Origin of the sequence: Laspinema sp. D2d (assembly GCF_025370755.1) — a bacterium.
Classification (GTDB): Bacteria; Cyanobacteriota; Cyanobacteriia; order Cyanobacteriales; family Laspinemataceae; genus Laspinema.
Map to the genome: position 1 here is coordinate 62,714 of NZ_JAMXFC010000016.1, position 25,823 is coordinate 88,536.

20 protein-coding genes are annotated in these 25,823 nt (G+C 47.7%); 8 read left to right on the forward strand and 12 right to left on the reverse strand.

Translation table 11 applies throughout. From position 1 onward, the window contains the following. Positions 1 to 82: 82 nt before the first annotated feature. Complete coding sequence (locus tag NG796_RS12825) at positions 83 to 517, reverse strand: ferritin-like domain-containing protein (protein WP_261207216.1); 435 nt, start codon at positions 515 to 517, stop codon at positions 83 to 85. A gap of 189 nt (positions 518 to 706) precedes the next feature. Next, the gene (locus tag NG796_RS12830) at positions 707 to 1,141 is read right to left on the reverse strand and encodes a bacterioferritin (RefSeq protein WP_261207263.1); all 435 of its coding nucleotides are present in this window, start codon (positions 1,139 to 1,141) and stop codon (positions 707 to 709) included. Between the two features lie 478 nt (positions 1,142 to 1,619). Between NG796_RS12830 and NG796_RS12835 the strand changes: the two genes are divergently transcribed. The 5 genes from NG796_RS12835 (at position 1,620) to cbiQ (ending at position 4,855) form a co-directional block, all read left to right on the forward strand. Then, positions 1,620 to 1,826 carry a hypothetical protein gene (locus NG796_RS12835; protein WP_261207217.1) on the forward strand — a complete coding sequence of 69 codons (207 nt, stop codon included), beginning with the start codon at positions 1,620 to 1,622 and terminating at the stop codon, positions 1,824 to 1,826. Beyond that, positions 1,759 to 2,640 carry a DUF4382 domain-containing protein gene (locus NG796_RS12840; RefSeq protein ID WP_261207218.1) on the forward strand — a complete coding sequence of 294 codons (882 nt, stop codon included), beginning with the start codon at positions 1,759 to 1,761 and terminating at the stop codon, positions 2,638 to 2,640. Before NG796_RS12835 ends, NG796_RS12840 begins: the two co-directional genes overlap by 68 nt. A 62-nt stretch (positions 2,641 to 2,702) precedes the next feature. After that, positions 2,703 to 3,287 (forward strand): DUF4198 domain-containing protein, encoded by a 585-nt coding sequence (locus NG796_RS12845; RefSeq protein ID WP_261207219.1) that lies wholly within the window; start codon positions 2,703 to 2,705, stop codon positions 3,285 to 3,287. Positions 3,288 to 3,348: 61 nt separating this feature from the next. Then, positions 3,349 to 3,990, forward strand: a complete 642-nt coding sequence (gene cbiM, locus NG796_RS12850; RefSeq protein ID WP_261207220.1) for a cobalt transporter CbiM — start codon at positions 3,349 to 3,351, stop codon at positions 3,988 to 3,990. 88 nt (positions 3,991 to 4,078) lie between these two features. After that, positions 4,079 to 4,855, forward strand: coding sequence for a cobalt ECF transporter T component CbiQ (cbiQ, locus tag NG796_RS12855; RefSeq protein WP_261207221.1), 777 nt, complete (start codon positions 4,079 to 4,081; stop codon positions 4,853 to 4,855). Here cbiQ and NG796_RS12860 read toward each other — a convergent pair. Next, positions 4,850 to 5,812, reverse strand: coding sequence for an ion transporter (locus NG796_RS12860; protein ID WP_261207222.1), 963 nt, complete (start codon positions 5,810 to 5,812; stop codon positions 4,850 to 4,852). The two genes, cbiQ and NG796_RS12860, sit on opposite strands and share 6 nt — an antisense overlap. A gap of 67 nt (positions 5,813 to 5,879) precedes the next feature. On the opposite strand from NG796_RS12860, the gene NG796_RS12865 reads away from it, so the two are divergent. Together NG796_RS12865 and NG796_RS12870 are read left to right on the forward strand one after the other, a co-directional pair. Next, entirely contained in the window at positions 5,880 to 6,719 is an 840-nt protein-coding gene (locus tag NG796_RS12865) for an energy-coupling factor ABC transporter ATP-binding protein (protein ID WP_261207223.1), read from the forward strand. 351 nt (positions 6,720 to 7,070) lie between these two features. Further along, entirely contained in the window at positions 7,071 to 7,424 is a 354-nt protein-coding gene (locus NG796_RS12870) for a phage holin family protein (RefSeq protein WP_261207224.1), read from the forward strand. Positions 7,425 to 7,502: 78 nt separating this feature from the next. On the opposite strand, the gene NG796_RS12875 is transcribed toward NG796_RS12870, so the two are convergent. The 6 genes from NG796_RS12875 to NG796_RS26460 all read right to left on the reverse strand — a co-directional run bounded on the left by NG796_RS12875 (position 7,503) and on the right by NG796_RS26460 (position 11,171). Further along, on the reverse strand, positions 7,503 to 8,675 hold the full coding sequence (locus NG796_RS12875; protein ID WP_261207226.1) for a DNA cytosine methyltransferase: 1,173 nt from the start codon (positions 8,673 to 8,675) through the stop codon (positions 7,503 to 7,505). 38 nt (positions 8,676 to 8,713) lie between these two features. Next, positions 8,714 to 9,490, reverse strand: coding sequence for a hypothetical protein (locus NG796_RS12880; protein WP_261207228.1), 777 nt, complete (start codon positions 9,488 to 9,490; stop codon positions 8,714 to 8,716). A 154-nt stretch (positions 9,491 to 9,644) separates the two neighbouring features. After that, the gene (locus tag NG796_RS12885; protein ID WP_261207229.1) at positions 9,645 to 10,469 is read right to left on the reverse strand and encodes an ABC transporter permease; all 825 of its coding nucleotides are present in this window, start codon (positions 10,467 to 10,469) and stop codon (positions 9,645 to 9,647) included. Between the two features lie 36 nt (positions 10,470 to 10,505). Next, positions 10,506 to 10,727 (reverse strand): DUF167 domain-containing protein, encoded by a 222-nt coding sequence (locus tag NG796_RS12890; RefSeq protein WP_261207231.1) that lies wholly within the window; start codon positions 10,725 to 10,727, stop codon positions 10,506 to 10,508. Between the two features lie 3 nt (positions 10,728 to 10,730). Further along, a complete protein-coding gene (locus NG796_RS26455) occupies positions 10,731 to 10,946 on the reverse strand; it encodes a hypothetical protein (RefSeq protein WP_317619303.1) in 216 nt (71 codons plus the stop codon). Positions 10,947 to 11,009: 63 nt separating this feature from the next. Then, on the reverse strand, positions 11,010 to 11,171 hold the full coding sequence (locus NG796_RS26460) for a hypothetical protein (protein ID WP_317619304.1): 162 nt from the start codon (positions 11,169 to 11,171) through the stop codon (positions 11,010 to 11,012). Between the two features lie 135 nt (positions 11,172 to 11,306). Between NG796_RS26460 and NG796_RS12900 the strand changes: the two genes are divergently transcribed. Then, on the forward strand, positions 11,307 to 11,543 hold the full coding sequence (locus NG796_RS12900; RefSeq protein ID WP_261207232.1) for a hypothetical protein: 237 nt from the start codon (positions 11,307 to 11,309) through the stop codon (positions 11,541 to 11,543). Between the two features lie 13 nt (positions 11,544 to 11,556). Here the strand turns inward: NG796_RS12900 and NG796_RS12905 are convergent, their stop codons facing one another. The 3 genes from NG796_RS12905 to NG796_RS12915 form a co-directional block, all read right to left on the reverse strand. Further along, positions 11,557 to 12,156: a DJ-1/PfpI family protein gene (locus NG796_RS12905; RefSeq protein WP_261207233.1), complete on the reverse strand. Its 600-nt coding sequence runs from the start codon at positions 12,154 to 12,156 to the stop codon at positions 11,557 to 11,559. Between the two features lie 137 nt (positions 12,157 to 12,293). Beyond that, positions 12,294 to 12,383, reverse strand: a complete 90-nt coding sequence (gene petN, locus NG796_RS12910; protein ID WP_015151762.1) for a cytochrome b6-f complex subunit PetN — start codon at positions 12,381 to 12,383, stop codon at positions 12,294 to 12,296. A 220-nt stretch (positions 12,384 to 12,603) separates the two neighbouring features. Further along, positions 12,604 to 25,431 carry an Ig-like domain-containing protein gene (locus NG796_RS12915; RefSeq protein ID WP_261207234.1) on the reverse strand — a complete coding sequence of 4,276 codons (12,828 nt, stop codon included), beginning with the start codon at positions 25,429 to 25,431 and terminating at the stop codon, positions 12,604 to 12,606. Positions 25,432 to 25,823: the final 392 nt, after the last annotated feature.

Below are 25,823 nucleotides of genomic sequence, written 5' to 3' on the forward strand. Positions count from 1 at the left end.
CCCCTAGGAGAGGCTCAGTCGGATTGTTTGCCTATGCTTTGCTACTGGAATACTAAGCTACATCCAGTCCCAATGGACTGATTCACGTCATATCTCGCAACATCTTTTTTAATTCAATGATATTAATTTCAGAGGAAGCTACCATTTTTCGAGTAAACTTTTCCAAATAAATACTGCTATTACTGACGATATCCAATAAATTTCTATACCCTTGCAATCCCTTTTTTTCATGATTAATACTTTCTTGGATAATCGTTCTCACTGAATGGGTATGGCTTTCCTCCATGTTAGAGATTCGCAGGCTGGGATGTCCTTCTAATCCGGTGATAATTTCTCCAACTTGTTGAGCAAAATTCAAGGATTCGATAGCTTGGACTTGAAAAAAATTGACGATGGGAATCCGATTCGGTCCAGTTACCATGAGTGAATAATGGGTATAGCGCACTACCCCAGCTAGTTCAAACTCCATACTACTATTCAATAATTCAAGGGTTTTGTTAAGGTTAAGTTCTTTCATATTTTTAGGGGGTTGACTCAGTAGACGGATAACCTGACTATTAAAGCCTGGGGTTTGTGAATCGAAGCAAGGATGAAAGGCAATAATTTAGACCTGTTGCACCACCGGATGGAGGGTGGGAAGACTCCTCAAGGTGGTGCGGGTTAATCTTGAGTCGATTGAGAAAGCCGATCGCCCGTTAAACTGGATTTAGATAAAATCCCGCAACATTTTTTTGATTTCTATGTTGTGCATTTCTTCTTGTCCAATTTGAGTCCGGGCAAATTCTTCCAAATACACGCTGGCATTTTCAACAGTATGGAGCAATTCTTTGTACATATCCAGGGCTTTTTTCTCGTGGTTGAGACTTTCCTCTAAAATGTCACGGACAGAATGGCGATCGCTTTCCTCAATGGGTGCAATTCTGAGGCTAGGATGTCCTTCTAACCCGGTGATAATTTCTCCCACCTGTTGAGCATGGGTGAGGGATTCCGCCGCTTGTGCTTGAAAAAAGCTGACGATGGGAATCCGATTCGGGCCGGTTACCATCAGGGAATAATGAGTATAGCGTACCACACCGGCCAGCTCAAATTCCATAATGGTATTGAGCAGGTTAATGGTTTTTGGGAGGTCAAGGTCTTTCATGTCGTTTTCTAGGGTTTCAGATGGGTTCAATTATTTGAGCATTTTTTGGAAGCAATTATCAAGTAGGGATTCCCCGGCTATGACGGGTTATTTGTTCTTGACACTTCCCACAATTACCAACCTGCAATAATTCACAGTTGTAGCCCGAAATAGCGGGCGATCGCAACTGGACCAAGGAGAGATTTTTTGAGGGTCGATAGAGTTACCAAAATACCTAAAAAACTTAATCCTCCTAGGGAGGGATTATTTAAGCCTATTGCCCATTTTACCCCAAATCTGATTCCACAATTCCGATCGGGTTGACCCAAGTTTAAAGAAAAATTAAGGTTTCCTAACTTATCCAGAAACTGAGGGAAATTTTGCCCAATTTTTAGCTACCTCAAAGGGAGAAAGTTCTGAGGGTAAACCCCTTACTCAATAGCCTTTTCAGCCTTTAGATGCTCTCCTTAGAGGGGGATTCTCATCCCCTAGGAGGGCATTGTCAAGTTTTCAAAAACGCGCTTTCCTATTGATATTAGAGCGATCGCAACCTGTCCTCAATCCGAAACAACTTCGCCAATATTCCGAATCAGGCTGTGGCGATCGCCTCAAGCAATCATCCCTTAAACCCTTAAAAAATGAAGAAAAATTTAATTATTCTCACCCTCTTAGCCGGAGTCGTTCCTACCCTACTTATGGGGTGTGAGCGAGATAGCATCCCCATCTCCTCAACTCCCGAACCCGTCCCCTTAGAATCCTCTCCACCCGCCACTCCTGGAAGTGAAACTGCCTCGGGAGAAACCGGAACCCTACAAATTGTAGCCAATGGGGAGGACTTCGTGCGAGAAGGCTTTACCTCCAAAGAGGGTTGGGAAATCAACTTTAATCATGTTTATGTCAACCTCGCCGAAGTCACCGCCTACCAAACTGATCCCCCCTACAATCCGGAAAGCAATAGTCCCTTTAAATCCAAACAACAAGTCCAACTGGAGGGGGTGAAAACCGTAGACTTAAAAGCCACTCCAGAAAACTCCACCCCAGTCCTGGCGGAGGTCCCTGCGCCTCCGGGTCAGTACAATGCCCTCTCCTGGAAACTGGTCAAAGGAACCCAAGGCCCTACCGCAGGCTACAGCTTAATCCTAGATGGAACGGCAGAAAAAGATGGACAAACGATCGCATTCGTCCTCAAACTCGATCGCGAAATGGCTTTCACTTGCGGCGAGTTCGTCGGGGAGGAACGCAAAGGCAGGGTTTCCCCCGGCAGTCAGGGCCAATTAGAAGCCACCTTCCATTTTGATCACCTTTTTGGAGATGCCGATGCACCGGCAGAGGATGAAATCAACGTCAATGCCTTGGGATTTGAGCCGATCGCTGCTTTAGCCTCCGGGGATCAAGTCAATCTGACCACTACAGAACTCCAAGAAGCCCTCACCCCGGCAGATTATCAAACCCTGCAAACCCTCCTCCCCTCCTTGGGTCACGTTGGAGAAGGTCATTGTCAGGAATCTACGTCATTATGATAGACAGCCCGACCCTGCCCTCGTTGCAGGGGAACTATCTACTCAGGGATCGAAAATTTACCATGATTAATCGACCAATTACCCCAACTGCTGCACAGGCAGTCCTCTGGGCGTTTGCCAGTGGATTATTTGCCTGGACCCTTGGGAATCCTCTGGCAGCGATCGCCCACGGGGTTCAACTGACTCATCAGACCCTAGAAGCCGTAGAGGTTCAGGCCCTCTTCGATAATGGCGACCCCATTTCCAATGCCCAAATCACCGTTTATGCCCCCACAGACCCAGAAACGCCCTGGCTGCAAGGGACTGCGGACAAAAACGGGCGGTTTTTGTTTGCCCCTGATGCCTCCCTCCCGGGAAATTGGGCCGTTCGGGTCCGGCAAGCGGGGCACGGAGCCATCATTACGGTGGCGATCGCCCCAGAACCTCCCCCCGAGGCAGCCGTTGCGACTCCCGATGCCACCAGCGATCCCGAGGTTGTGCCTAGTTCCGGGACCCTAAGTTCTCAGAGTCCCTCAGTCAACCCCCTTCCCACTGGCTTGGCGATCGCCTCCGGGGTCTGGGGATTTGTGGGAACTGCCCTATTTTTTTCCCGGTTTAATAGCAACTCCCGAGGCGGTCCTGGCAAAGAAGAAGATTCCGTTGCCTAATTAAATCTCTCCCTTAATATAAATTCACCGTTCTGGCATTCTCTCTTTTCGATTTAATTCAATGCATATTCCCGATGGTATTCTGCCTGCTAGTCTTTGTATCGCCGGTTATGGCGCAACCGGGGCCGCTACTTGGTATTCCCTGCGCCAAATTAATCGCGATCGCAATCCCCAAGCCCAAATTCCCAAAGCTTCCTTACTCACTGCAGCATTTTTCGTCGCCTCTTGGATTCATATCCCCGTCCCTCCCGTCAGTGTTCACTTAGTTCTCAATGGACTCTTAGGCACTGTCCTCGGGTATTATGCTTTTCCTGCCATCCTCATTGGGTTATTTTTTCAAGCCATTATGTTTGGTCATGGAGGGCTAACGACCCTGGGAGTTAATGCCATTCTGATGGGAATTCCCGCCTTAATTGCTTACCAAATCTTTCAGATGCGCCATTGGTTTAAAACCCGCTGGGGAAACGTTACCCTCGGTTTATTTGCCTTTCTAGCTGGTGGCATCGGATTAGGACTCGCGGCGACCATCTTTTTTGTTCTTATCATCACCACTATTCCCGGGGAATTAGATATTACTACGGAAAGAAATGCCATTTATGGACTGATGTTAGCTCACCTGCCCTTGATGCTAATTGAAGGAGTCTTTACCTCTATGTTAGTCCTCTTTCTCAATCGGGTTAAACCGGAACTCATTAGAAATTAAGGAAAAATCCCCCCACCCTTTAGGGTGCGGTTGGGTGACCCTTTGAAACCCAGAATTTAGGATTAAAGCGAATTATAAAGGAACAACAATGAAATTTGGATTAGACGATTATGCTCATTTACAATCCCCCTTACATCAATGGGAACCCCGATGTAAGTTAATGGGGTTGATGGGATTAATTTTTGCTTTTGCAATGGTGCGGGATCAGCGCTTAATTTTTCCCATGTTAGGAGTGAGTGCGGGTATTTATGCCCTGTCTCACCTCCCGATTTCTTACTGGCGAACGCGGTTGCGCTATCCAGGATTATTTTTACTGGGAGTTGTGGGATTTCTCCCCTTTATTTCCGGACAGACGGTGCTATTTCAATTTGGACCTCTGGCCCTGTATCAAGAAGGAACGCTGGCAATGGTAGGCATTGCCAGTCGGTTTTTAGCGATTATTACCCTGTCGTTGGTTTTGTTTGGAACGGCTTCTTTTTTAACCACCATTAGAACCCTGCGATCGCTGGGGATTTCTCCCATTTTAACCGATATGATGGTGCTGTTTTATCGGTATTTGTTTGAACTCGGCGATCGCCTGCATACCATGCAATCCGCGATGGGCTTGCGAGGGTTTAAACGTACCCGCCTCACCCCTCGCGCTTTACACACTTTTGCCTCGGTTGCAGGAACACTTTTAGTCCAAAGTTATGAACAATCGGAACGAATTTATCAGGCGATGCGATTGCGGGGCTATGGTCAAAAAACCGTTTTATCCCAGAGTCAGCCTTGGCAATTGAAAGATGCCCTAGGTCTAGGATTAGTTCTGGGCCTTGCTAGTATGTTTATGGCAGCGGAATTTTGGCTATCTTCGGGCCGTTTATAATTTAAAGTTCCGAGAGGCTTCTTCATATAAAGACAAGGCTAAATCGCGGATTAGTTCTTCATTAGCAAAACTATCCCCAAATTTAGTTTTCGCCATTTCAATACAGGTTTTCATCACATCTGATGAGCGATCAAGATGATGGGCGATCGCCAACCATTCCGCATCTTCCCAGGGAGATAGATTAGGAGTTTTCATCTCGGCGACCTTTCTTCGTTGCAGTTCCTCCGAAAATCCAGCCGCAACAATCCCCGCAGGCAAGGCAAACAATCCAATCCCAATAAAGGCTAGGGTTGCCCCAAATAATTTACCCAAAGGCGTTACCGGATACACATCCCCATATCCCACGGTAGTTAAAGTTACCACTCCCCACCACATTGCTGCCGGAATACTCGGAAACGCCTCCGGTTGTTCCTGACTTTCAGCAAAAAACATCAAACTTGAGGCGAAAATTAGTAAAATAAATACGGTAAACAAGGTCATGACTAATTCATTTTTTTTAGAATCAATCACCCGGAGAATGGTTTGGAGGGCTTCCGAGTATCGAATTAATTTCAGCAGTCGCAATAAGCGGAAAACATTAGCAAATTTTATTGCCTTAATAAAAGGAAATAATAACATTAAATAAAACGGTAAGATTGCCATTAAATCAATCACCACTAAGGGCGTCATCGCATAGCGCAATCTTCCCCAAACCGGATGAGCATATCGTGGATCGATAGTACAGCACCAAAGTTGGATCATATATAATAAACTAAAGCAGGCTACGGCCACCAGTTCGATTTCATCTACGAACAACTTAAAATTAGAGGAAATAAATGCTGAAGTTTCCAAAATAAAAGCTGTCACGTCTACAACCACTAACAGACTCACCGCCCAGTCATCAACTCGGCTTAATAAATCCGTCGGGTCCGAAGATTCGAGAATTTGATAAACTCTAGCTTTTAGGGATTGGCTCATGATGTGTGATTTAGCTCATGACGCTTTTAAAAAGTAACCGCACTTATTGCTCATCTTATCATATCCGATGAAAGAACAGATAGAACCCTTGACCGCTCATAACCGGACAGACCATCTACCGGGAAATCTTTTAGAAGTCTCATCGAATCCTGCGGCCAGAGAACCGGAGACGATGGCGATCGCCATTCATGAACTCTGCTTTTCTTACCCGGATAAAGCTGATGTTTTACAAAACATTAATTTGCGCATCCAACCCGGCGATCGCGTTGGACTGATTGGGTCCAATGGTGCAGGCAAAACCAGTTTATTTTTATCAATTTGTGGCATTCTTAAGCCTACTTCCGGTCAAATTACCCTCTTTAATCGCCCCGTAGTTCCAGGGGAATTCTATCCAGAAATTGGCTTAGTTTTTCAAAACCCCAACGATCAGCTATTCTCGGCGTCTGTCTGGGATGATGTTGCTTTTGGACCGCAAAACATGGGACTGTCTGGGTCAGAATTGAGCGATCGCGTTAGAACCGCCCTCGATTTAACCGGGGTTCGGGACCTAGAAACTCGTCCCCCTCACCATCTTTCCGGCGGACAAAAGCGCATGGTAGCGATCGCCACCGTTCTTGCCATGCAACCTCAAATTATCCTCTATGACGAACCCAGCGCCAACCTAGATTTACGAGCCCGTCGGCGTTTAATCCACTTTTTACAAACCTCTGAGGAAACATTACTCATTTCCTCTCACGACTTAGAACTGATACTAGAAGTGTGCGATCGGGTCATTCTCATGGACGAAGGACGCATCATCACCACCGGCAGTCCCGATGTTGTCATGGCAGATGCACCCCTGATGGAAGCACATGGTTTGGAAAAACCCCACTCCCTCCTCCTCCATCGCCCGCTTCATCACCCCTAATCGGGGACTCTACCCTTAGAATTCTTCCGCAATTCTCCGCCAGAGGGCTACTCCCACTTAGAACCCGGGTTTCTTGTCCAATTTTCTGGTAATTTGCCAGAAATTAGGGCCAGAAACCCGGTTTTTTGTCATTTAATCCGGTGGTGACCCCCAAGAAAAAGGGGCGATCGCCTCAGTTATATAAATGTTCTGTATCAACCCTACGCAACCTGCACCAGACATCCTGCCGTCTGTATAACCTATCTGGGAAGTGCGGATTTCCCCGGCCAAGACAGAATATCCAATTGTCTAAGCACAAATCAAGCTTTCCCTGTATCATAATCCTTTAGCCGATCAATAGGAGAGATTCTCATGGATATCGTTAGCTTGCTCATTACCTGGATCGTAACCGCAATCAGCTTGTTTATTATCTCTAAACTGCCCACCGGCGTAGAAATAGATGGATTTAACAAAGCCTTAATTTCTGCTGCTGTCTTTGGCATATTAAATGCGCTGATTGGTCCCGTTTTACGAGTTTTAGCCTTGCCGATTACCTTCCTTACCCTGGGATTATTCAGCCTGATTATCAATGCGATTATCTTTGGATTAGCCGCTTGGTTAGTGACCGGATTTCGCCTGCGTTGGGGATTTTGGAGTGCCCTCATCGGGACCTTAGCCCTCAGCTTTATCAACTCCATCCTGTTTAACCTGTTGGCAAAGCTTTAATCCTAAACTAGGCAAAATTACCCCGCCTAACTTCCTTCTAAAGTGGGTAAACCCAAAAGCGATCGCCCCTCTTGCTACTTAAAATAAAGACAATTGTCGATACTCAGGCATTTCTTGTACATCACAACTCGGCGATCGCTTTTCTGTAGAGTTACCCCTAAACGGAATCCCCTCATCCAGACAGTCCAACGCTTGTTTAATATTCCGGGCTAACTGTTGAGCAAACTTGACCGGAACTGCATTCCCAATCTGCAAATGAATATCCCGTTTATTCCCCCCAATAAATACCCAATCGTCCGGAAAGGTTTGTAATCGCGCATATTCCCGATGGGTAAAACTCCGAATTCGCGACGCCTCAATTCGCCACAAAGGAACTGTCGATTGAGAATTCCGGACAAACTCACCCTTAACTCGATCTTTTTCATACCGTCCCGCCACCACATTTCCCTGTGCCCATCCCCAAATTGTTGCTGAATCTATCGCGGGAAAAGGTGCATCAAAAGACCGAATGGGATGACCATCAGATGCTGTTCTGGATAACCGAACCGGCAGGACTTCCTCATCTAAATTAAAAGAATTCCCGGTTTCTCGATGCACTTTACTCTTAAATCCCCATTGCGGGTTGTGGTTCGGCAGTTCCCTTTCTTCTCCTTGAGCTAAATCGTAAATAAAGTCTCGAATAGTTGTGAGGTTTCCGGGTCTTGGTAACTCATATTCCGAGACTAAATTATCTTTAAATCCCATAAAAATAAACCGACGTCTCGTTTGAGGAACCCCATAATAGCAGACCTTGAAAATATCAGAAACCACCTGATAGCCAATTTGATTAAGTTCTTGAATAATAGTTTCACTAAAGGGCAAACCCGTCTGAGGCGATCGCATGGTTCGCAAATTGAGTACATTTTCAATCAAAACAATCCGAGGCTGACAAATTTTCGCAATCCGAATCACCTCTTGATAGAGTAAATTTCTGGGATCACTTTCTTCACGGTTTCCCCCCAAGGAAAATCCTTGACAGGGAACCCCAGCCAGCAAAACATCCGGTTGTTCCGATAACTGGGGAGAGTAAGAACGGACATCAGCTAATTTGACATTCCAGTGACTTCTATTTTGTTCTAGCGTTTGAATACACCAAGGATTGATATCAATGGCTTCTAAGACCCTAAATCCCTCCATTTCAAACCCTAAATCTAATCCACCTGCACCCGCAAATAGACTCAAAACTGAATAGGGAGATTTTTGGGAAATCATAGTTAAGGATGGCGGAGATAACTTCTTCAATATTTTAGCTAATAATTGAATTTTTTAAAAGTAACGTGGGGTCCCTCTACTCCCTTAACTCGGTAGGCTAAAAAGCGATGAACTCTCCCCGATGAGGGATTTTTTTGATAATTTGGAGTTAAGGTATTGCTTCTTAAATCAAAAGAATAGCCTATGACTTGTTGATCGGCTTCTACACGCACGAGTTCCCCCACCACATTAAGGCGTGGATCTGGCTCATGTTTATCGGGTATAATTAGGGTAATTTGTTGCTCAGTGCCCGTTATAATTCCGTAAGGTGTTGGGGCAATATACATCTTTCTATCCCGAATTTTAAGGTCCCCATAACTTCCAAATCCTGTCAAGCTTTTATTTTTATGAACATACTGGCGATCGGCATTTAAAAAGTCCCCATGACAGATAACGAGGTCAAGAACGGGATACTCATTCTCCTTAACATGGGCAGGATATCGCCCAAAAACATAGTAAATCGTTCTTTCTTTGTGATCTCCGATGGGAACTTGGCTGTTACAGTCATAATCGGCGCTTCTTCCTGGGAAAGCTAGACCTTTAATTTCATACCCTTCTGGCTGGTCAGTCAATATAAAATCTGGGTAAAGATTTCGTCCGGGTTTTTTATAGTTAATTTCGGCTTCTTCCAATCGATTTTCAAACCATTTTTGAAAATGAAATTCTTTATCTTGAAGACTGGTTCTCTGGATTAAAGCCCCTCGAATGATGGCACGATGGCAGGCTATAAAAATATCCACGCATTGAGGTTGATTAAACTTTATTTTTGCGTTCATTTTACTAACAATTACCTCCGGTTGTCCCTGAAACTCTTATCCCAATAGTCTTATATTTATTTTAAATTTTACCCGCTTAAATTAAAGACCAAAGTTTGAGCCCGCCTAAGCGGGCTACTTTGATGTAATTCCATGCTGATAGAGTCAGGAATTTTTAATCCTGCTGATTGGCAAATTGACGCGCCCCGAGGAAGGATAATCCTAAAGCCGCGATCGCCAGAACCACAATACTATACCAGGGAAACTGGTTCATATTGTAAGCTGCGGCCCTTAAACCGATACTCGTATAGGTCAAAGGCAACAGATAAACCACCACTTTTAAGGCTGCCGGTAATTGCGCGGGGTCAAAAAAAGTTGCCCCTAAAAATGACATGGGAACAATGATAAAATTGTTGTAAACTCCCACACTTTCTAAGGATTTCACAGTTAATCCCACTAAAACGCCTAAGCCCGAAAAGACTGCACAATTGAGCAGCAACAGCAGTAAAAATAGGGGGTTAAGGAAACTCCAAATTTTTCCGGTAAACAGAATGGCAACCAAAAGGACGGAACCTGATGTCATCAACCCTCGCAAAATTCCGGCCATCATTTTACCCAGATATAAGGAAAGGGGATGAATCGGCATCAGCAGCATTTCTTCAAAGTTTTTGGTAAATAAGCGTTCCCCACAAATGGAAAACACTGTTCCCGCAAAACAGATCGTCATGGAAGAAAGGGCAACCATCCCGGGTAACATGAATTCTAGGTAACTATTCGCCCCATCTAGTCCCGATCGCATGGTATTTCCTAATCCTAAGCCAAATGCTAGGATATAGATCAACGGAGAGACCAGTCCCGAGGCCGCCACTTGTACCACTCGCACTCGTAAATCTAGCCAGTCTCCCCATAAAATTGTGATACTATCGTCCCACAAGGTGGAGAGGGGCGATCGCGATCGCCCAAAAGTTACTTCCGATTTTAGTTTGAGTTCAGATGCCACAATACCCGCTTGTTGTCTTGTTTTCCTTCTTCAGTTTTACAACACTTCTACGACTTTATTTCGAGAAGAAACACCTGATTTAATTACAACCGCCGATTTAGGAACCTCAAACTTATCCGACAACAGTTTAATTAACTCTGCATTCGCCTTGCCATCAACTGGGGGAGATTTTAAACGAATGGTCAAACTGCCGTCAGGTTCTTCCGTAATCTGCTGCTGTTTAGAATTGGGTTTAACTTTAATTCGGTAGAGTGGCACAATTTAAGCAACAATAGGACTAATCATCTGCTCCAACGCCGATCGCGCCGCAAGTAAATCATAGGGAATCCGAGGTTTCATCGGGTGATAATCCCGGGGATGGGGGGACCCATTTCGCAACACCGCATTCACCACCAGACAGGGTTCATCGCTGAAATTAATCGCACTATGGGGAACCCCAGGGGGAATGGTGACTACTGCCGGATAGCGATCGCTCAAAGGAATATAGAGATATTAACGGTCCTGTAACACTATTAACACAAAACTGTCCCGGACCACCCGCTATTGATCTGTCTGAAAATGATGGACGAATAAATCATCCCAGGTCCGCGCTTTCACCTGGACTAACATCGTTTCATGACTGGACTGAGGGGTATAAAATTCAGTCATTCCAGACTGCATGGTTTCTAAACGCCGAATTTGAATAGACTTAGTTAAACTCATAGATTTTCCTTCACCGGGTTTCTTATGCTTCTGATTATGACGCGGGAGTTAATAAATTTTTGTAAACATTGTCACCAACTTGTTAAAAGTATGGTATAGAAGGCTGCAAAAGACCCAAATTAAGAGGAATCCATCATGACTCAGCAACATCCCCATCCCAAGCGTCGCCCGGATCTCTTCGGATGGATTGTCCGATTTGTCTGTGGGGCGATCGCCGGAATATTTATCGCCATTTTCTTCCTTTGGGATGGGATGAATGCCGGAGGTGCGATCGCCTGGAGTTTGGGATTAGGGACCCTCTTCGGGTTCTGTGCGGCCCAATGGGGCGATCGCTTTTGGCAATTTCTGGGGCGCTGGTGGGGATGGTTTTAACCCAGATTGAGGGTTAAACTGCCGCTAGGTCGCGATGTTCGATTTTAGTGCCTAAAACCTTGAGAAATTCAGCCAACCAAGCGGAATGGGCGGGCCAAGCGGGGGCCGTGACTAGATTACCATCCACGATCGCCTCATCTACTGCGATCGCCACATAAGTCCCCCCAGCGCGAGTCACATCTGGACCACAGGCCGGGTAAGCAGTGCAGCGTTTCCCTTGCAGAACATCTGCTGCTGCCAACAGTTGCAATCCGTGACAAATCGAGGCGATCGGCTTATTTTCCTGCGCAAAATGACGGGTAATTTCCAAAACCCGCTGATTCAGGCGAATGTATTCCGGCGCACGTCCCCCGGGAATCACCAAGGCATCATAAGTCGCCGGATCCACATCCGCAAACGTCGCATTCAGGGTAAAATTATGACCCGGTTTTTCGCTATAGGTTTGGTCCCCTTCAAAATCGTGAATCGCAGTCCGAACCGTTTCCCCGGCACTCTTATCGGGACAGACAGCATGAACAATATGGCCCACCATTTGCAGCGCTTGAAAGGGGACCATCACTTCATAATCTTCCACATAATCGCCCACCAACATTAAAATCCGCTTTCCAGTCATGTTTGGACTCCTTGGCAAAATTTAAGAGACAAAAAATGAAGCAAAGCTGACTTCCTGTGTAACAAGTCAACTTTGCTTCATTTTAATCAGGGGAGGGTAGTGATTACCTCCTGGAGACTAGGGGAAAGACAACGCGCCTAGAAACCGTTACGGCCCCAAATCACCATCGAGATAGAAAAAGTAAAAACACCTAAAAAAGCAGCCCAACCCACAGTCAGAATATCCATAGTCTTATTTTGCCAGTCATGATAACGAAGGATTTCAAATTTTAATCATACGTCAAAGCGGGACGGAATGGACTGCAAGGGCTACGAGGCGAGTCAAAAGTTTTCCGGTAGGGGTGGGGTAGTCCCTCGCTTAACGCAGTCCCCCAACCCGAGGACCTTCTCTGGGTTGCCTTTTTGGTGAGTGCGTTACAGCGAAAGCCATAACGCACCCTTAATTCAATTAAACGAAACTAAAGTAACCTTCCTGCAAAGTCAGGTCAGAAACATCTTGAACCATCCCAATTAAATCGTCGCGATCGCCCAGTTTGCGGTAAATCTCCGTTCCTTGTGCAGAAACAGCAAGCTGATACTCCGCCGACGAACCCTGCAACTGGATGATATCTTCATTGGCATTGAAATTCGCGATCGCCGCATATTCTTTCCCACCCTCAGTGAGATTGAGATAATACACTTCATTCGCATCCCCCAGAATAAAGGTATCCACACCCGTACCACCAACCATCATGTCAACTTCAGGATTTTCAGCATTGACATCCATGCCCGTGAGCATATCGATATCTTCATCCGCAACAACTGTGCGATCGCCGAGATTAGCCAGAGTCATGCCCCCCAGATTGACAGTCAACTTGCTACCCAGACGACCTTCCGTCATCCCATGCATCATAAAGTGTTGATAGCCACTGCGGAAACCGCCACCTGTCACAGCTTCAGCCACATCCAAGTTATTCGCCAGATAGTAGCTAGTGCTGAATGCCTGACTCGGATCGCGATTTTCGTACATCCCAAAGTGGACAAAGTGTTCCATCGCACTGCGGAACGTACCCGCTTGCACCGCTTCAGCAACCTCGGCATTTTGTGCCAGATAGTATTCAGCGTCAAAGGTTCGGGTTACTACCTCAAACTGCGGGAACGGATTGCGACCTTCAGCAAACCCGACAGTGACCAAATGTTCCAGACCGTTCGTAGCAGTGGCTTGACGCACCGCTTCTGCTGCATCCGCCTGTTGCGAGACATAGAACATCTCAAAGTCTTGCAACACCTCGCTGGGGAAGCGACCTTCGGCAAAACCGAACTTGAGAAAATGCTCAAAACCGCTGCGGAACGAGCCATTCGTAACCGCATCTGCCACGTCGCTGTTTTGTGCGAGATAGTCCTTTGCAAACATCTCACTTGGATCACGACCTTCAGTGAAGCCGAAGAAACCGAAGTGTTCGGCAGCACTACGGAACGCGCCAGTTTCCACCGCCGCAGCTACATCGGAGTTTTGTGCGAGATAGTAGTCTGCATCGAAGAATAACATCCAGGGATTGCGGCTGTTGGTCTCGCTGTCGGAGTTCTCTCCACTGTCGCTCGATTCGCTGTTGCCGTTAGAAGGTAACCCCTGGGGAGAAGGCTGAGGCTGTGATGACTCAGGGGTATCTTCCTCATCCAGAGGGTTATTCTCCTCAAGGGTACGACTCGTGGGGTCGTTCACCTTGACAAGCTCCATCCGAGCCAGAATCGCTTCTTTGGTATTTTGAGCGAGAAACTCTTCTATAGAGACTTTTCCTGCTGCCAGTTCCGGCAGTCCTACTGCAATTTCACCCACTGAGACCGCTTGCAATTTGGTAATATCAGTGACGATATCTGTAGGTGAAGCACCGCTAGAAATCAGTTCCCCAATCATTTGATTGCCCAGGGCCATGATTTGAGCCGCAGCAGCCGCAGTAGCAGCCAGTTGGGTGGGGTTAATGTTGGGGTCAGACTTTGCAGCCTGAGTCATGGCATCTTGGAGAATCGATTGGACCGTTTGGAGGTTGCCCAAATCGACTGAAGTAGCAGCTTTGAATTGATTGGCGATCGCCCCAATCCCACTATAAGCCAGTTGGGCGAGGGGTGTTTCCGCAACCCCTTCCATAAACTTCGCCATCTGGACAATCGTATTTTGCACCTGAATCATGGAGCCAAATACCGAGGCCCCCTCAGTCTCCCCATTCGTAATTGCCTCTAAGGGGTCATAGCCTCCTAACTCAACGTCGGCAGAGAGTCCTAAAGCCGATTTGACTTGAGTTTCGGCAGCGGCTGGGTCAGTGCCTTGTTGCACCAGATTAGCGATAATCGTGGTTAATGGGGTGACGACTGTAGAGCGCAGCGTAGAAGTCAGGGGAGTGACCAAGGGTAAACCTGTGGCGATATCTACCCCGCCCATTAAGACTAACTGGCCTTCAGTGTGATCCAGTTCAGTATCTTGATTGGTATCAAACTGTTCAATATCTATAGCCAGGTCAAACGTGCCATCGGCTTTCGTGGTGGCAAAGGGTTCGTTCTCATCCAATATACCGTTTAAATTGGCATCAAAGAAGATTTGGCCATCGGCTATATAACCATCAATGACCTGACCTAGGTAATCTGTTTGTGGGTACAGCCCAATTCGACTCATGGCCTTATAGTTTGTACTTTCATATACAAATGTCTCAATGCCAGAGACTATTTTTACGATGCCGGTGGGTTTATGAAGAATTTGTAACCCAGTAGGAATCGTAGTAATTGCATACTCTGCTTTTGTTCCCACCAAAACTAACGTATCGTCACCAGCACCTCCATCAATCGTATCGTTGCTGTGGAGGAGGCTGACGAGCATATCGTTGCCATTCCCACCACTGAGAATGTTGTTACCATTCCCACCACTGAGAGTATCGTTGCCGTCATCACCCCGGAGAGTATCATTCCCCGATTCACCACTCAGCAAATCGTTGCCAGACCCGCCATCCAGAAAATCATGGCCCCAACCGCCGTAGAGATAATCTTGCCCTATGCCCCCAAAGAGATAGTCATTGCCCCCATCACCGTATAGGGTGTCATTATTCCATAACATTTCACTATATTGTCCCTGGTTTCCATTATCATCGCCATAGAGACTATCATTGCCATCTTCCCCTCGAAGCAAATCGTGACCGTACTGGCCGTAGAGCACATCGTTACCACTGCCACCGTAAAGGCTATCTTGACCATGAGAGCCATGTAATTCGTCATTGCCACTCTCACCAGTCAAACTATCGTTATCAGTCTCACCCAAAAGGCGGTCATTTCCTCCACCACCAGATAGCGTGTCATCGCCAGACCCCCCATCCAACAGGTCTTCACCTCCTTCCCCAGAAAGAAAATCGTTGCCTTCATTGCCGTAAAGAGAGTCATTACTGGTTATGGACACTAAATGGTATTCTATTATTGTTTTAGTCACTTCCAGTGGCCATAATCCAATTGTAACTGTTCTCTCAATTGGGAAATTGAAACTATATACAGATCCACCAACAATCAAGTCGTTACCCTGTCCCCCATAAATACGGTCGTCGCCCTCGTCTCCCTTAAGGAAATCGTTCCCGTCGTCACCATAAATTAAATCTTTACCGGATCCACCATAAATAACGTCGCCACCTTGTTCACCCGAGATTCGGTCATCCCCTTCCTCGCCACGGAGATCATCATTACCGGATCCACCATGGATTCGATCATTATCCAATCCACCATAAATAATGTCATTACCTCCACGACCTAAAAGTATGTCATGACCTCGGTGACCAAATATTTTTTCACCCCATTCTGTTCCGTTAATTTTGTTGTTGTTGTTATTACCATTTAGCTCTCCTCCACTCGTTGTAAAGAAGTTGTCCACATCACTAGCGAAGTTTTCAAGAGATGTACCCACATTTTTGAAAAACTGCTCAACTTCACCCCACGCTGCTACCGTAGCTTTTGATACTTCATCAAATCCCATTTCAAGGTACTGAATAGCTTTATCAGCAAGTCTGCCTATCTCACCCACAACCAAGTCTTCAAGCCAATCTGTAATGCTAGATATTTGGTTAAGATTCTGGTTAAGATTAATAGCTATCGATGGCTTATAATTCAAGAAAGGAACTGTAGCTGTTAGGGTAATTTGATTAGAGCCTCCCAACGTAATACCAACACCAACACCAACCTCTTCACCCAAGATGTTGTATCCTAAGTTAGTATTTACAGTCAGGGAGTTATTGGTGAGGGTGATATCTCCCGTGAAAATATCTTGTCCGAACAGCTTAACCTTGCCTTTTGCTGATCCAGTTCCATTTGAATTTACGTTCAAGTAATCTAGGTTTAGGGAGAGAACTGAACCCCAACCTAAGTTAAGATTTTCAACTTTTAAGCCGTTAGAATTAGCCTCAAATTGAACTCCTGCAACGGATTGACCAAAGAGCGTTAAATTTCCTTTACCCTTCGCTGACTTATCTTTGAGGCTGACCGACAAATAATCAACAGCTAATTTCGCAATTCCTAAGTTTAAGGAAGATTTCTTGATGTCAACGCTAGTTGGGGTAATTTTAAAATCTGCTTCAGCTTTAAGACCAAATATTTCTAAGCTGCCATTCCCTTGGATATATTGCTCATCAGAATCGACCTTTACATCTAATGTCAAAGCCTTCTGACTCTTTCCCTTAATCTTAATTAATCCATTTAATAAATTAAGGTCAGGGATTGTTAAAGATGCATTGAGGGTCGGATCTGATGAAAATGGATTAGCATCAAGATTTAAATCTGCAAATACATTACCGATCTTTAACCGCCCATTGATGCCAACACCCTGACTCAAGGTAGTATTAGCGATCGTGGTTTCAACGGGTACAAATTTGATGAGAGGATCCAGTTCTGTATCGTCATCATTAGGGCTGTCGATAGAGACAACTGTAATTTGATTGTTGATTACGTTAAACAAATCGGCTGCCTGCTTAATCACAGAGCTTTTACCAGCAGCTTGGTTTAACCCGTAGGAGAAAATTGGGCCAGCTAAAACATCTAAGAAACCAACGGGTTTAGTGGCTGTTAATTCTAGAGCAAAGTTATCTGGATCGTTGGTATCGATCAAAAAAGCGGACTTGAGAGCCAATTTGCCAAACTCTAAATCTCCGACAAATCCAATATTGTCAACATAGGGAAATAGGTAAGTGCCGCCCACCTGGAATCCTAAATTATTAATTTTAGTATTCGGTATGCCAAAGGGATTTACCCAACCCGAAGCGCCTGCCTTGAGTGCAAATGAGCCAGTTAGAGATTCTGGTTCAAGATTCAAACTTCCCGACAGGGTTAAATCAGGTTCACGGGATTGGAAAGGATCGTAGCCTTTCAGAATTAGACTCCCGCCAATTCCAAAGCTGGGTTCCGCATTTTTTAAACCCCCCTTCAAGTTCAAATTCTTAAGAATTGCGCTGAAAGAATCTTTCTTAAAGAGGGTAATATCTGTCCCTAAGTTTGCACCAATAGTCGCATTCGGGGGGCTGACTTCAGCGTTTAGGGTGACATCCTTAATGCCTAGTTGCTTAATGAAATCGAAAAAATTATCTTGTCCATCATCAGTAGCCAAGTCCAACTTACCAGAGGCGATGTATTTGGGAGTGCCACTGGACTTGTCAATGGTAAAATAAGGACTCCTCAGATCCGGCGTAACTTCTTGAGCGATTTCTTTAATGGCATCAACAGGGATTTTATCCACCAGATCCCTTAAAGATGCATTATTCGGATAGGCAAACTTAATGCTGGTTTTATCAACACTAAAACTGACGTTCTGTCCGCTCATCTCTCCAGCAAACGTATAAACTGTAGTCGGCTTGCTGGTATCAATTTTGAGGCTGGGATTTTTGACTGGCGTATTTAATATCTCGCCTCCTATTCCACGACTGTCAAACCCAACCTGCTTCAGCAAATCGGACAGAGAAACATCTCCCTCGTAACTCACGGTGACACCTTGACCGCTTTGATAGCCAAAGCTGACGGTTTGACCCTTGATGCTCCCCGATAGGGTATAAGCCGCAGGGGACTCGCTGGTATCAATGGTTAAGCTGGGATTGCCGATCGCCCCGGTTAAGATGGAACTACTCTGAGTCCCACTCACCCCCATACTACTGAGTAAATCGGACAGGGAAAACTCTCCCTCGTAACTCACGGTGACACCTTGACCGCTTTGATACTCAAAGGTGACGGGTTTACCGCTAACGTTACCCGAAAATGTATAAGCCGCAGGAGACTCGCTGGTATCAATCGTTAGGCTGGGATTGCCGATCGCCCCGGTTAAGATGGAACTGCCCTGAGTCCCACTCACCCCTATACTGCTGAGCAAATCGGACAGGGAAACATCTCCCTCATAGCTTGCAGTAACCGCCTGACCGCTTTGATAGCCAAAGCTAACAGGTACTCCGTTGATGGTTCCCGATAAATTATAGGCTGGAGAAGGCTCGCTTGTATCGAGGGTTAAGCTAGGATTGGCAATGGAAGCACTGAAAATCGAACTTCCGTTCGCAACAGGAACTCCCAAGGCTTTTAGCACATCGTTGAGTGAGCCAGTGGCATTGTAGGTCGCCGTAAGCTGCGAATCCTGAATCTCAACCGTTAAGGGCGAGATCGCATTCAACGCCTTTTGTAAGACTTGCTCCACTGAAGCGGATACATTAATCCCCTGATTTTGGAGGTAAGCATCTAGTGCGCTCCACACCGAAAAGGTAGTGGAGAAACTCGGAGTTAAAGGTGCAGCGGCAGTATTGCTGTTCCCACTGGCATCCGTTACAGCACCAGCAGGCAGATTCACCGTGACAGTCCCACTCCCTGTGGGCGTCACCGTAAAGTTGTAGCTGCTGCCACTGCCAGTCAAGTTGCTCACCGTCCCATTTGTGACACTCACATCGCTAGAGGCAAACCCCGTCACCGTTTCGCTAAAAGTGGCGCTCACTTCAAACGGGGCGTTAACGGTGGATGCTGCCGTCGATGCTAATAAGGTGACGGTGGGTGCAGTGGTATCCGGTGCGATCGCTGTTGCTGTCTTGAAGTTCCAAGGAGTCGCACCCGCAATCCCCGCATAATTGTTACCGGCACTATCTTTAATTGCGTCATTGGCAATCTCGACATAGTAATCCGTTCCCGCTGCTAGGTCAGCCGTGGGATTAATCGTAACGGTACTGCCACTGACGGTAATTTTGGCATCAGTAGCGGCAATGGTTTCAAAGACTGAGTTATCAGAGACTTTCTTGATAACAATGTTGCCTGTACCTTTTTGAACCGCTTCATTGAAGTTGACGACTAGGTTTGCGCCAACGGCAACAGTGGTGGCATTATCTGCCGGAGTGAAGCTGGTAGCGGTGGGTGCAGTGGTATCCGGTGCGATCGCTGTCTTGAAGTTCCAAGAAGTCGCACCCGCAATCCCCGCATAATTGTTACCGGCACTATCTTTAATTGCGCCATTGGCAATCTCGACATAGTAATCGGTTCCCGGTGCTAAATTACCAGCGGGATTAATCGTAACGGTACTGCCACTGACGGTAATTTTGGCATCAGTAGCGGCAATGGTTTCAAAGACTGAGTTATCAGAGACTTTCTTGATAACAATGTTGCCTGTACCTTTTTGAACCGCTTCATTGAAGTTGACGACTAGGTTTGCGCCAACGGCAACAGTGGTGGCATTATCTGCCGGAGTGAAGCTGCTAGCGGTGGGTGCAGTGGTATCCGGTGCGATCGCTGTTTTGAAGTTCCAAGGAGTTGCACCCGCAATCCCCGCATAATTGTTACCGGCACTATCTTTAATTGCGCCATTGGCAATCTCGACATAGTAATCGGTTCCCGGTGCTAGGTCAGCCGTGGGATTAATCGTAACGGTACTGCCACTGACAGTAATTTTGGCATCAGTAGCGGCAATGGTTTCAAAGACTGAGTTATCAGAGACTTTCTTGATAACAATGTTGCCTGTACCTTTTTGGACCGCTTCATTGAAGTTGACGACTAGGTTTGCGCCAACGGCAACAGTGGTGGCATTATCTGCCGGAGTGAAGCTGGTTGCCATTGGTGCGGCAGTATTGGCAGTGCGGGTTAACGGTGCAGCCGCCGTGTTAGTATTGCCGCTGACATCACTCGCACCACCAGCAGGCACATTCACAGTAACCGTGCCTTCCCCTGTGGGCGTTATGGTAAAGCTATAGTTGCTGCCACTGCCAGTCAAATTGCTCACCGTTCCGTTGGTGACGCTCACATCGGTAGCTGCAAACCCCGTCACGGTTTCGCTGAATGTTGCGCTCACTTCAAAGGGGGCGTTAACCGTAGATGCCGCCGTAGATGCTAGGGTGACGGTGGGTGCGGTGGCATCCGCAGTCCGCGTTAACGCTGTAGCTGCTGTGTTGGCATTTCCCGCCGTATCAGTCGCGCTACCTGTAGGAACATTGACCGTGACAATACCGCTTCCGGTCGGTGTCACCATAAAGCTGTAGTTCGTGCCACTGCCAGTCAAGCTGCTCACTGTGCCATTCGTGACGCTGATATCAGTCGCAGCAAACCCAGTGACGGTTTCACTAAACGTGGCACTCACTTCAAACGGAGCGTTAACAATGGATGCTGCTGTCGATGCGAGGGTGACGGTGGGAACTGTGGTATCAATAACCAGATTTTTCCCTCCCCCCAGAGATGAAGCCGAACCCGTCGTGGGTAAAGTCAGGGCGGCATTATTCCCCGCCGCGTCTGTAATCGTCCCGCCCGCTAAGGTGAGCGCTGTTGTCTCCAGGTCGGTGGCACTGTCACCTGTTGCCACCGTATAGTTAAAAATGAGCGTATTCGTGCCGGTGCCGTTCGTGTAGGTGGCCGAACCGCCAGAATTTAAGGTTAATTCCGGAGTGCCGGTGACTGTCACTACTTCGTCAAAGGTGACGGCGATCGGGATAACTTGGCCCACCCGATAGCTTCCATTGGCAAGGCTAGAAGTGATGCTGGTAATGCTAGTGCCAGTTTTATCGAGGGTATAAATTTGGCCGGTACTATCACCGTTGCCAGTGCCTGCACCGCCCAAGGGGACACTGAGGCTGTTGATAATACTGTCGTCATCGGTGAGGTTTAGCTGTACCGTGCCATCTCCCGTACCTGTATCCACGGCAACAGTGTAGCTGGTCCCCGATCCGGTCACGCTGGTAATGGAGGCATCGGCAATGCTACCCGCCGCTAAACTAAAGTCACTAGCATTGACACCCGTCACAGTTTCGCTGAAGGTGACAGTATAGTTCACCGTAGCTGCATTACTAGGGTCGGCATCAGCACGGGTAATGCTGGTGACAGTGGGGATACTGTCGTCATAACTTACTTCATTGTCGGTACTGGTGCTGGCGGTAGAAGTATTTCCCGCTACATCGGTGACAGCACCGGCATTCACAGAAGCGGTAATAGTGCCAGGGCCGGTCATTCCGGTGACGGCAACGTTATAGGTGGTGCCGCTGCCGGTGATGTTAGCAGTGGTTGCGCCTGCGGTGCCGCCCACTGTGATATCGGTATCATCAAAACCCGTTACGGATTCCGAGAAAACTACCTCAAAATTGACGGTTGTCCCGGCAGTGGGGTCAGGCTGTCCCGCATCTTGGTTGATAGTGACCGTGGGGGCAGTGGTGTCAATGGTAACGGTAAAGGGTGCAGAAGGGGTGCTGATGTTGCTGGCAGCGTCGGTGGCAGTGGCGGTGAAGTTATAAGTGCCGTTGGTTAAAGTCGTACCACTGTAGTCAAATGTCCAGTTCCCCGAGGCGTCAGCCGTAGCAGTACCCATCGAGGTGCCGTCTTTGAAGAGGGTCACCGTGCTATCGGCTTCGGCAGTACCTGCAAAAATCAGGGTGGCGTCGTTGGTAATGCCGTCGTTGGCAGTGCCGTTATCATCACTAATGCTGGCAATGACCGGGGCAACAGGGGCGGTGGTGTCAGCGGTGGTTAAATTCCAAGTGGTTGCTCCAGTAATCCCTGCAAAGTTATTACCGGCTAAATCGCGAATGGCTCCCGCAGCAATTTCTACATAGTATTCGGTGCCATCAACGAGGTTATTAGTAGGATTGATGGTGACGGTATTTCCGGTGACGGTGACGTTACCGGAGGTTACATCAATGGTTTCAGCAATGGAGTTATCTGAGACTTTCTTGATAACGAGGTTGCCGGTGCCTTTTTGGACAGTTTCGCTGAATCCGATGACTAAATTGGCCCCGACTGCCACATTCACTGCATTATCGGCAGGGGTAAAACTGGTGGTGGTGGGGGCTGTGGTATCAACCGTCGTGAAATTCCAAATGGTTGCACCCGTAATTCCGGCAAAGTTATTACCGGCTGCATCACGAATGGCTCCTGCAGCAATTTCTACGTAGTATTCGGTGCCATCAACCAGATTATTAGTAGGATTGATGGTGACGGCACTGCCGCTGACGGTGACGTTACCGGAGGTGACGCCAATGGTTTCCACCACGGAGTTATCCGAGACTTTCTTGATAACGAGGTTGCCGGTGCCTTTTTGCACAGTTTCGCTGAAATTGGCTACCAAGTTGGCACCGACTGCAATATTAGTGGCATTATCAGCCGGAGTGAAACTGCTGACGGTGGGGGCGGTGGTGTCGGCGGTGGTGAAATTCCAGGTGGTTGCCCCTGTAATGCCGGTGTAGTTATTGCCCGCTAGGTCTTTGATTGCTCCCGATACGATTTCTACATAGTATTCGGTGCCATCAACGAGGTTATTAGTGGGATTGATGGTGACGGCACTGCCGCTGACGGTGACGTTACCGGAGGTTACATCAATGGTTTCAGCAATGGAGTTATCCGAGACTTTCTTGATAACGATGTTGCCGGTGCCTTTTTGCACAGTTTCATTCAATTGCAACACCAAGTTACTCGCTACTGCGACAGCAAGCGCGTTATCAGCAGGGGTGAAGCTAGTCGAGGTAGGCGCGGTGGTGTCTACGATTAGGTTTTTGGTGGCACCGAGGGAGTTTGCGGCTCCAGGACTGGGGAGCGTGAGGATAGCATCGTTCGTGGCACCATCTTGGATAGTGCCGCCACTGAGGCTGAGGGCAGTGGTATTGGTATAGTCGAGGTCGTTGGTCGTTTGACCCGCAGCGATGGTGTAGTTGAAGGTGAGGGTATTCGTGCCGCTACCCGAGGTGTATGTAGCGGTGGCCCCCGTGTTTAAGGCGAGGGTGGGACTGCCCGTAACGGTGACGGGTTCGGAAAAGGTAACGGTAATGGGAATCAGTTGACTGGCTGAGTAGCTGCCGTCGGCGATCGCAGAAGAGATGGCGGTGACAGTGGGCGCAACTCCGGGGGTCAGCTTGCTAATAAAACTGTCGTTACCTCCTGCCTCACTCAGGTTAGCCGTACCCGTACCCGGGTCGAAATCAGCAGTCCCCTGAAAAAAGCCACCGGTGTAAACGTTACCACTATTATCAACCGCGATACCCTTGCCGAGATCGGCAACCGGACCCCCCAGTTGCTTGGCCCAAAGGAAATTACCACTAGGGTCCAGCATACTGATGAAGCTGTCATTGCCGCCTTTAGAAGTCAGGTAGAATGTGCCTGCACCGGGGTCGAAATCAGCAGTGCCTACAAAGAAACCCGTGGTGTAAACGTTACCACTACTATCAACTTTGATACTGTTGCCCTCGTCGTGGCCAGCCCCACCCCCCAGTCGCTTTGCCCAGGCAAAAGTGCCATCTGGGTTCAGTTTACTAATGTAACTGTCGTTACCTCCTGCGGAAGTCAGGTTGAAGGTGCCCGCACCGGGGTCGAAATCGACAGTGCCTGTAAAGTAACCCGTGGTGTAAACGTTGCCACTGCTATCAACTGCGATACTGCTCCCACTGTCGCTACCCGTACTCCCGAGTTGCTTTGCCCAAGCGAAAGTGCCATCTGGGTTCAGTTTGCTAATGTAACTGTCGGCCTGAGAGCCGTCACCTGCGGCAGTCAGGTTGAACGTTCCCGCACCCGGGTCGAAGTCCGCAGTACCGCTACCGCTAAAGGAACCCGTGGTGTAAACGTTGCCACTGCTGTCAACCGCAATACTGTTACCACGGTCGTTACCCGTACCCCCCAGTCTCTTTGCCCAGGCGAAAGTGCCATCTGGGTTCAGTTTGCTAATGTAATTGTCGGTACCTCCTGCGGAAGTCAGGTTGAACGTGCCTGCACCCGGGTCGAAGTCCGCAGTGCCTTGAAAGATACCCGTGGTGTAAACGTTGCCACTACTGTCAACCGCGATACTGTGACCACTCTCGGCACCGGTACCCCCCAGTCTCGTTGCCCAGGCGAAAGTGCCATCTGGGTTCAGTTTGCTAATGTAACTGTCGTTAGATCCTGCGACAGTTAGGTTGAACGTGCCCGCACCCGGGTCGAAGTCCGCAGTAGTGTTAAAGATACCCGTGGTGTAAACGTTGCCACTGCTATCAACCGCGATACTCGTGCTCCTCTCGCCAAGCGTACCCCCCAGTTGCTTTGCCCAGGCGAAAGTGCCATCTGGGTTCAGTTTGCTAATGAAGCTCTCATAATCGCCTGGAGTAGTCAGGTTGAACGTGCCTGCACCGGGGTCGAAATCAGCAGTGCCACTGAATTCGCCCGTGCTGTAAACGTTGCCACTGCTGTCAACGGTGATGCCGAAGAGAATGTCGATACCCGTACCCCCCAGTCTTTTAGCCCAGGCGTATTCGGGTTGCAGGCTGAAAACACTGCCATAAGTTGCCATTGCTGGTGCGGAAAAAGCCAGGGACGCAGCAATTTGCCCGGTGGTTTTTGCTAGTTCCCAGTCACCGTCCAGGGCTGCATGACCTGTCTTGTTGATAGATGCAGCTATATTGGCCCCAGTTATTTCACTGAAACGCTGTACAAAGCTTTCGCCAATTTCTCCGGCGGCGACTTCACACCCATATAGCAAAATCTCTGCTGTTCCACTCAGGGCGTTGCGCCACTGTCCTAGGGTCTGGCTGTAGCTATCCAGGTTATCAGCATTGAGGAGAACTGATCCCAGATACAAGCCCCCCGGTTGGCCGTGAGACACAACATGCAATGCCTGAATGTGGCTACGATTTGCCAGGAGTTCGGCGATTTGGGTTACTCCGTCTCGATCGCGGTGGAGGATTGCGACCTCAGTGCCAGGAAGCACTCCTGCTGCTAAACTTTCCCAGTTTTCTAACGCTGCGTCAATAACAACAATGCGGCGATGATGCGAATTAGTGCTGGGGGCGGTGTTTGCTACAAGCTGAGTGGTTTCAAGTACATTCATTGAGGTCTGTCCTTCTGTTCTGTGGCTGGGTTAATAGGGGATGTCGGTAGATGCAACCCCAGACAATATCGAGGCGAGTAGGAATCGCTTCTGCTATGAAATCAACTGAGGCCGATCGCTCGGTTTGAACTGAATTGGGGGAAAGTCTTGAGTCAAAATAAGATTTTTGCGATCGCATAAACCCAGGCGTTCTTCCCTCAAAAAGGGTGAAAAATGTTTCCTTCATCTGCCCGGGTTTTGCCGCGTTCTGTAGAGGATTAAATGCCTTTACAGTAAAACGAGTTTTTTGTCAACTCCCAAAAGAATTAATTTTATTGAGGCACCTTTAACATAACTTTCAATACTCCAAGGTGTCAATAGAATTAGTGTAAAGTTTGGGTAAATACAAATCT